This is a genomic window from Spirulina sp. CS-785/01 (assembly GCF_028330525.1).
GTDB lineage: Bacteria > Cyanobacteriota > Cyanobacteriia > Cyanobacteriales > Spirulinaceae > JAQMSD01.
This window is the reverse complement of the sequence record NZ_JAQMSD010000005.1, coordinates 1-7,290: the sequence shown is the minus strand read 5'-3', so window position 1 is coordinate 7,290 and position 7,290 is coordinate 1. Positions and strand designations below refer to the sequence as shown.

Here is a 7,290-nt window from a genome sequence, read left to right as displayed (position 1 = left end):
TCTGAGAATAGCTTGAACTTGTGTCACCTCTAGTTGCACCAACTCAGCTATCTCCTCCACAGACATCCCCCGTGCTGCTAAACGGGGAATAAGTTGAACTTTGGCTTGCTCAATACCTTGCTCAATACCTTGCTCAATGCCTTCTTGCTTCATTTCTTGAGCAAAACGGGTCTTTTTCAAATCTTCCACACTAAACATCGCTTCTAACTCCTGACGACTCAATTGCGGTAGTTTGTACAAAACAATCGTTTCTATTAAATCTAGCACTTTTACTTGAGTTTGCTGTGCCGGGAATTCCTCCCGCACTTGTTCGACTAACGCTTGCACTCTTGCTGTGATTTGTTTTTGCTTGGCGACAATTAATTGTAAGATTTTCAAGCCTAATGAGAGGTTCTCTTGTTCTCGTAATTCATTGAGATAAATGCGCGTTACCCAAGGAGAATTTAACAGGGGTTCGTAGGGTAATCTTTCTTGGGGAGTCGGTTCAACCCCTCGACTCCTAAAAATGAGAACAGCACGCCAAGGCAATTGACTATTACTGGTGCGAAGATAGAGGAAAAGTTCTGAGAACAGACGAGAATAGAGGTTTGAGTCTTTCTGAAACTGAACTTCGGTGAAATAAATGGGGTAGTCGGAGGTATTTTGACGGGGAAGAAAGACTCCATCAATGCGAAAAGCGGTTTGTTTCACTTCGACAGACTCAAAGCGATATTGGTTGGCTTGACTGCCGGAGAGTCCTGCGAGTTCAAAAAAACAGCGCGGGAATTCTTGGAAAATTCGATAAAAAATGGTGTCTGTTTTCATGGGTGAGCATCTCGCGCTTACTGTTTAGCGAGTGGGAGGCAATTTCCAATTTCAAGGTTCACTATCAGTACATTATCATCAAGGATGATGAAGTTCTTCCCAAAGCCTCATGTCCCAGTCAACTCGGCCACCCTATCGTCAAGGACAGCGAACATTAGCTGCTATTGTCTTTACGGATGCCGTGCGCTTCAGCACCCGTATGTCGGAAAATGAGGAATTGACGCTCAAGCTCATTGGCCGAGATTTGGGTTTAATCTCTGCTGTATGTCCCCAATTTGACGGTCACATTCTCAAGACGACGGGAGATGGGGTGCTGATCTATTTTACCAGTGCAATACAGGCGGTGGGGTGTGCCATTGAGATACAGAAAAAGCTGGCTGAACAAGCTGCAAAACTCCCCAAAGCGGAAGTATTACAGCACCGTATCGGAATTCATCTGGGTGATGTGTTCTTGAGTGAGACGGATGTGATGGGGAATGGGGTGAATATTGCAGCACGTTTACAGTCGGAAGCTGAACCTGGAGGGATTTGCATTTCTCAAGCGGTTTATGAGGTGGTGGGTAAGAAAATTTCCCTGAAAACGGTGTATTTGGGGAAGCGGGAATTAAAAAATATCCGTGAAGCAATGCCTATTTATCAGATTTTGGTGGCTTCTCAGAGGGGGAATGCTGCTGCACCGTCTTCGGTTGTGCTAGATCAACAAAATTATCGCTATCGTCAGATTTTAGTCAATAAGGTTAAAAATTATTGGATTAAAGGGGTTTTGGAGGCTTCTCTCCATCATCGAGCTTATCTAGAGTTAGGGTTGTCTTCCCGTTCGGATACGGTGGAAAATCCTTGGGGACTGGTATGGCAAAGGGGGGAGTCGGCGGAGTCTTTGCCTTTGGGGACAAGGATTGTTGATTGTTTTGATAGTTTGGGGATGGGTCGGTCTTTATTACTGTTGGGAAGTCCGGGGTCTGGCAAAACGACGACTTTACTGGCATTGGCTAGGGATTTACTGGAACGGTCGGAAGCTGATCTGAGTCGGTTAATTCCGGTTGTGTTTAATTTATCGTCTTGGACGAATGAACGGCAAGCGATCGCAGCTTGGCTAGTGCAAGAGTTACAACGAAAATACCAAGTTAGTCCAGAGATTGGCCAACAACTGGTCAGGGAGCAACAGTTAATTTTATTACTCGATGGCTTAGATGAGGTGGATATACAGCGTCGGGAGCGTTGTGTGCAAGCAATCAACGAGTTTATGCAAAGTTACGGTCAAACGGAGTTGGTGGTTTGTAGTCGTCAGAAAGATTATGAGGGGTTAACCCATCGCTTACAGTTACAAGGTGCAATCAGTTTACAGCCTCTGACTCTTGAACAAATTGAGGCTTATTTGGCTAGTGCAGAGGAAGAATTGACGGCCTTACGAACTCTCCTCTCCCATGATACAACCTTGCAAGAATTAGCCCGTTCTCCTCTGATGTTGAGTATTATGGCGTTAGCCTATCAAGGCTTATCTGATCAAGAAATTGCCAGTGCGGATACCATTGAAGCGCGTCGCTTTCATCTGTTTGAAACGTATATTAATCGGGCGGTTCGCCGTCGGGCGGGTCAACCCAAATATACTATAGCTCAAACGCGCCATTGGTTGAGTTGGCTGGCCAAGCAGCTTAACCAACAATCCCAAACTATTTTTTTAATTGAAGACCTCCAACCCAGTTGGTTACGGACGAAATGGCAACGGTGGGGATATTTTCTCGGAATTGGTGTACTTTTTAGTATAATCATTAGTTGCGTTAGCCTCGTAATACTTAGTATCTTGGGTCGAATCACCAATTGGATAGCGGTTGCTGACTTAGATATGAGGAGTCGTTTAACTGAGGAAATATTAGGCTGGATATTATTTAGTAGACAGTCTCCTGTATGGGGAGTAGTATTCGCTTCTCTAGTATTAGGAATAGGATGTGGAATTCTTGCCAGTCTTACGGCGCGGAAAATTGAACCTGTCAACACACTCCAGTGGTCTTGGCAAAAAGCAAAAGATAATATTCCTCTTGGTTTAGGGATTAGTGTGGCTTGCGTAGCGATCGCTATCCTAAGTAGTCAGATATTTTATTTAGGCTTTGGAGTGAAGTTAACACCGATATTCCTTTTTTGGTTAAGTCTTCGTGGTTTAGGGGTGGGGGTAATGTTTATTCTTTTACGGGGTTTAGCGGGGGCTTCCATTGAGACACATACCCAACCAAATCAGGGAATATGGCGATCGCTCAAAACAGCCCTCCTTTTTGCCAGTCTAGGGGCAGCATTTCTCGGTATTATCGCCTATTGGCTAGACTTTTTTATGGTGGGTGTCATCATTGGCTTACTCCTTGGCCTACTGTCTCCGGCGGGTTTGGCTTGCTTACACCACTTTGTCCTTCGGCTTATGCTCTACCTTGATGGTTGTATCCCTTGGAACTATGCTCGCTTTCTCGATTGGGCAACCGATTTAATTTTACTGCAAAAAGTTGGGGGTGGTTATATCTTCATTCATCGTTTACTGTTAGAACATTTTGCCCAACTTTCCACAAGTCCTGAGTCCCAGAGTAAAGTATCATAATCTTTTGTCAGTTAATCAAGGATTAACTCTTGGGATCAGTAACTTTTTTTAACTAATCCTCTGATACTGCATTCCGGGTAACTGCGTCACCAACCCTAATAACTCTAATTGTACTAAAAATCCGGAAACCATTCCCGCTTCTAATTGGCTATCTTGCACAATTTTATCAAAGGGAATAGGCGTTACTGGAATGGTTTTTAAGACTTGCACTAATTCCGGTTCGAGATCGGGCGGGAGTTCCGGTGCTGCGGTGTCTAGTTGGTCTAATTTGGGGATTTCACCTAATTGTTCTAAGAGTTCTTTTTCTCCTAAAATTAATTGCGCTCCCCGTTGGATTAATTCTAAACAGCCTAATGCTTGGGGATTATCTAGTGAACCGGGTAGGATGTAAATATCGCGGTTAAATTCGGTGGCGTAACGGGCGGTAATTAAAGCCCCAGAGCGTCTGGCGGCTTCCATGACTAAGACAGCGCGACTTAATCCGGCAATAATGCGGTTTCGGGGGGGAAAGTTGCGGCCTTCTGGGGGTGTGCCGGGGGGATAGTCGCTTAAAATTAATCCCTCCTGGGCGATACGATGATAGAGTTTAGTGTTGCTGCGGGGGTAAATGCGGTCAATGCCTGTGCCTAAAACCGCGATGGTGCGGCCTCCTGTCTCTAAACAACTAAGGTGGGCTTGGGTGTCAATGCCTGCGGCTAACCCAGAAACAATCGTAAAGCCGTGTTGGGCTAGGGTTTTGCTGATTTTCCCTGTCCATCTGCGTCCGTATTCGCTGGCGTTGCGTGTGCCGACTATGCCAATGAGGGGGGTTTGGCCTTGGTTTTCGAGGAGGTTCACTTGGCCTTTATGGTATAAGACGGGGGGTAAACTGGGAATCTCTAGCAATAAGCGGGGATAGTCGGGATCGTCGGGAGTCCAGAAGTTAAAGCCTTGTTTGGCGGTGGTTTCGAGGAGTTGTTGGGGGTTAACTTGCGATCGCGCGTCCACCACTCGCCCCACCCCCTTCGCTCCAAACCCCTCCACTTGGAGCAATTCCCCCTTGGGGGCAGTCCAAGCCGTTTGTAAAGACCCAAAATGTTGGCGTAAACGCTGAATCGAAACCGCCCCCACCCCGGCAACATTAGACCACGCTAACCAATACACCCGTTCCTGACTCAAGACACCCCCCTCGCGTAATCGCTAATTACTCCAAAAAATTTTCGCAATTAATCAAGAATTGTTTGCATTAAAGTACAATGGGAGATTGCACCCAACAATGTATTAATGCTGACATAAAAGCGACTATGTTACTCAAAAAACGCCCAATTTTCACCATTTTATCCGGGTTAGCGGTTGCTCTGGCCGCCGGATGTAGCTCCAGCACCCCCACCGATAACCCCAACAGCAACGACACTGCCACCCAACCCACCGGAGAAGTCAACCTCTACACCTCCCGTCACTACGACGCAGACGAGGCACTCTATGAGAACTTTACCGAAGAAACGGGAATCGAACTGAACTTAATCGAAGGGAGTGCAGAAGAACTCATCGAACGGATTAAAAGTGAAGGGGAAAACAGCCCTGCCGATGTTTTAATTACCGTAGATGTAGGCAACCTGTGGCGAGCGCAACAAGCGGGCATTTTACAACCCGTCGAGTCAGAAGTCCTTGAAAACGCCATTCCTGCTAATTTCCGCGAAGATGAGGGACATTGGTTCGGCTTAACCAAACGCGCCAGAATCCTTGTATATAACAAAGATAACGTTGATCCAGAGAACCTGTCCACCTACGAGGACTTAGCCAACCCGGAATGGGAAGGACGCATTTGTGTCCGCAGTTCTAGCAACATTTATAATCAATCTCTGGTTGCCTCTAAAATTGAAGAAATGGGGTTAGAAAAAGCCCAAGAATGGGTGAATGGGTTAGTGAATAACTTTGCCCGTGAACCCGAAGGGAATGATACCAGTCAAATTCAGTCGGTTGCTTCTGGGGAATGTGATTTAGCCATTGTGAATAGTTATTATGTGGCCCGGATGATGAATGCCGATGATGCAGAAGCGCAAGAAATTGCGGAAAAGGTCGGGGTTTTCTTCCCCAGTCAAGAGGCCGGCGGAACCCACGTTAATATTAGTGGTGCGGGAGTTGTCGCTAATGCCCCTCATCAAGAAAATGCGGTGACGTTTATTGAATATCTCACCACCCCGGAAGCCCAAAAAATCTTCGCTAATGCTAATTATGAATATCCGGTGGTGGAGGAAGTCACCATGAGTAAAACGGTGGAGAAATTTGGCGATTTCAAAGAGTCTTCTCTTGATGTGGAAAGTTATGGGGAGAAAAATGCTGAAGCGGTGAAGGTAATGGATAGAGCAGGATGGAAATAGGATAATTTCTGCAATAAATTGATTTTATACGCATCAAGCTCCCTTTATATGCCTTGGGTTTTAACCCAAGGCTAATAGCTGAAACCCGTTAAAACGGGTTGATAGACGTAAGCATTCAGCCGGAAGGCGAACAGATAGATGAATAAAAGCAGGAAGTATTTTAAGAGTCGCGGAGTCAAGGCTGATAGCTGAAGGCTTACTTTTTTATCGTAAAAACCCATGAGAGGTTAACCCTAATAAGAGTCCAGGGATTAAGAAAAATCCGCCTAATAGATAGACGACAACCCATCCCTTTTGTTGGGTGGCTAAATCGGCCAATCCTCTGGCCCCGTAGAGAGGAACTTGTCGCAGTCCGGGGAGGGTATAAATGACCAACACTCCTAAGCTATTATACAGGAGGTGAACGATCGCAATTTGTAAGGCGACAACGGGATGATCGGGGACGGCAAACGCTGCAATTAAGGCCGTGAGACAAGTGCCGATATTTGCACCGAGGGTGAAGGGATAGACTTGTTCGAGGGAGACAAGATTCGTGCCAGCGAGGGGGATAATTAAACTGGTGGTGGTTGAAGAAGACTGGACGAGGAGTGTGATGATTGTACCGGAAAAGAGTCCCGCGATCGCGCTTTTCCCTAACGCCGTCTGTAAAATTTGTTTCGCCGTCCCCACCAATAACTGTTTTAACAGTTTCCCTAAATAAAAAATCGCTACAAAAATCAAACTCACCCCTAACCCTACCATCACAACCCCATCCCACGGATGGGCCAAAGGTTCAGTAAGCTGCATAATCAATTGAATCGGTGGTTGAGTCAAAGTCGTAATCAGATTAAACTCTCCCCCCTGCCAAGTTAGCAGTTTCAGCCATTGCCCCGAAATTAGTTCCGCCAAAGACTCTAAAAAATGCGTCGTCATCTCCAACGGTAAAAAAATCAATACACAACAAACATTAAAACAATCATGAACCGTTGCCGCAGCAAAAGCCCTAGAAAACTCCTCCCCCTTGCGAATATGGCCTAAACTGACCACAGTATTGGTTAAAGTTGTGCCAATATTAGACCCCATCACCATAGGAATCGCCAAGGCCACCGGAAGTCCCCCGGCCACTAAACTGACGATAATAGAGGTAACGGTACTAGAGGACTGAATTAAGGTAGTCGCCAACATCCCCACCAATAACCCGGCTAAGGGATTAGTGGCAAATTGAAATAAATCCTTGGCTTGGTCGCCAACCCCGGTCTGAAACCCGCTACTCAAGAGATTGACAGCTAAGAGTAACCCATAAATTAAGGCGATAACTCCTAACCAAGGAAGAATTTTAACTAGGGGTTGGAATCGGGATTGGGTTTTCATTTTTTTTTGTTGTTCGTTGTTTGTTATTCGTTGTTTGTTGTTTGTAAACAAGGGAACAGGGAACTCCGGAACTGGGAATAGGGAACAGTAAACAGTAAACAGTAATGTTGTTTGTTCTGGGTTCTTTGTTCTCCCCTATCTCCCCTATCTCCCCCATCTCCCCCATCTCCCCCATCTCCTCCATCTCCTCCATCT

The 7,290-nt window shown here is 45.9% G+C and carries 5 protein-coding genes; 2 read left to right on the top strand and 3 right to left on the bottom strand.

Annotated features, from left to right (window positions below):
- Positions 1-804: Rpn family recombination-promoting nuclease/putative transposase (locus PN462_RS00225; RefSeq protein ID WP_272125792.1), on the bottom strand; the 804-nt coding region annotated here is incomplete at its 3' end.
- A 109-nt stretch (positions 805-913) separates the two neighbouring features.
- Between PN462_RS00225 and PN462_RS00220 the strand changes: the two genes are divergently transcribed.
- Positions 914-3,385 carry an adenylate/guanylate cyclase domain-containing protein gene (locus tag PN462_RS00220; protein ID WP_272125791.1) on the top strand — a complete coding sequence of 824 codons (2,472 nt, stop codon included), beginning with the start codon at positions 914-916 and terminating at the stop codon, positions 3,383-3,385.
- A gap of 48 nt (positions 3,386-3,433) precedes the next feature.
- On the opposite strand, the gene dprA is transcribed toward PN462_RS00220, so the two are convergent.
- A complete protein-coding gene (dprA, locus tag PN462_RS00215) occupies positions 3,434-4,543 on the bottom strand; it encodes a DNA-processing protein DprA (protein ID WP_272125790.1) in 1,110 nt (369 codons plus the stop codon).
- 125 nt (positions 4,544-4,668) lie between these two features.
- Between dprA and PN462_RS00210 the strand changes: the two genes are divergently transcribed.
- Complete coding sequence (locus PN462_RS00210) at positions 4,669-5,745, top strand: Fe(3+) ABC transporter substrate-binding protein (protein ID WP_443029020.1); 1,077 nt, start codon at positions 4,669-4,671, stop codon at positions 5,743-5,745.
- Between the two features lie 204 nt (positions 5,746-5,949).
- Here the strand turns inward: PN462_RS00210 and PN462_RS00205 are convergent, their stop codons facing one another.
- Positions 5,950-7,095: a Na/Pi symporter gene (locus PN462_RS00205; RefSeq protein WP_272125788.1), complete on the bottom strand. Its 1,146-nt coding sequence runs from the start codon at positions 7,093-7,095 to the stop codon at positions 5,950-5,952.
- Positions 7,096-7,290 lie beyond the last annotated feature (195 nt).

Bases quoted from the DNA above. Each gene is read 5' to 3' on its own strand.
- PN462_RS00210 (WP_443029020.1), top strand. From the start codon at position 4,669: ATGTTACTCAAAAAACGCCCAATTTTCACCATTTTATCCGGGTTAGCG.
- PN462_RS00220 (WP_272125791.1), top strand. From the start codon at position 914: ATGTCCCAGTCAACTCGGCCACCCTATCGTCAAGGACAGCGAACATTA.
- PN462_RS00205 (WP_272125788.1), bottom strand. From the start codon at position 7,095: ATGAAAACCCAATCCCGATTCCAACCCCTAGTTAAAATTCTTCCTTGG.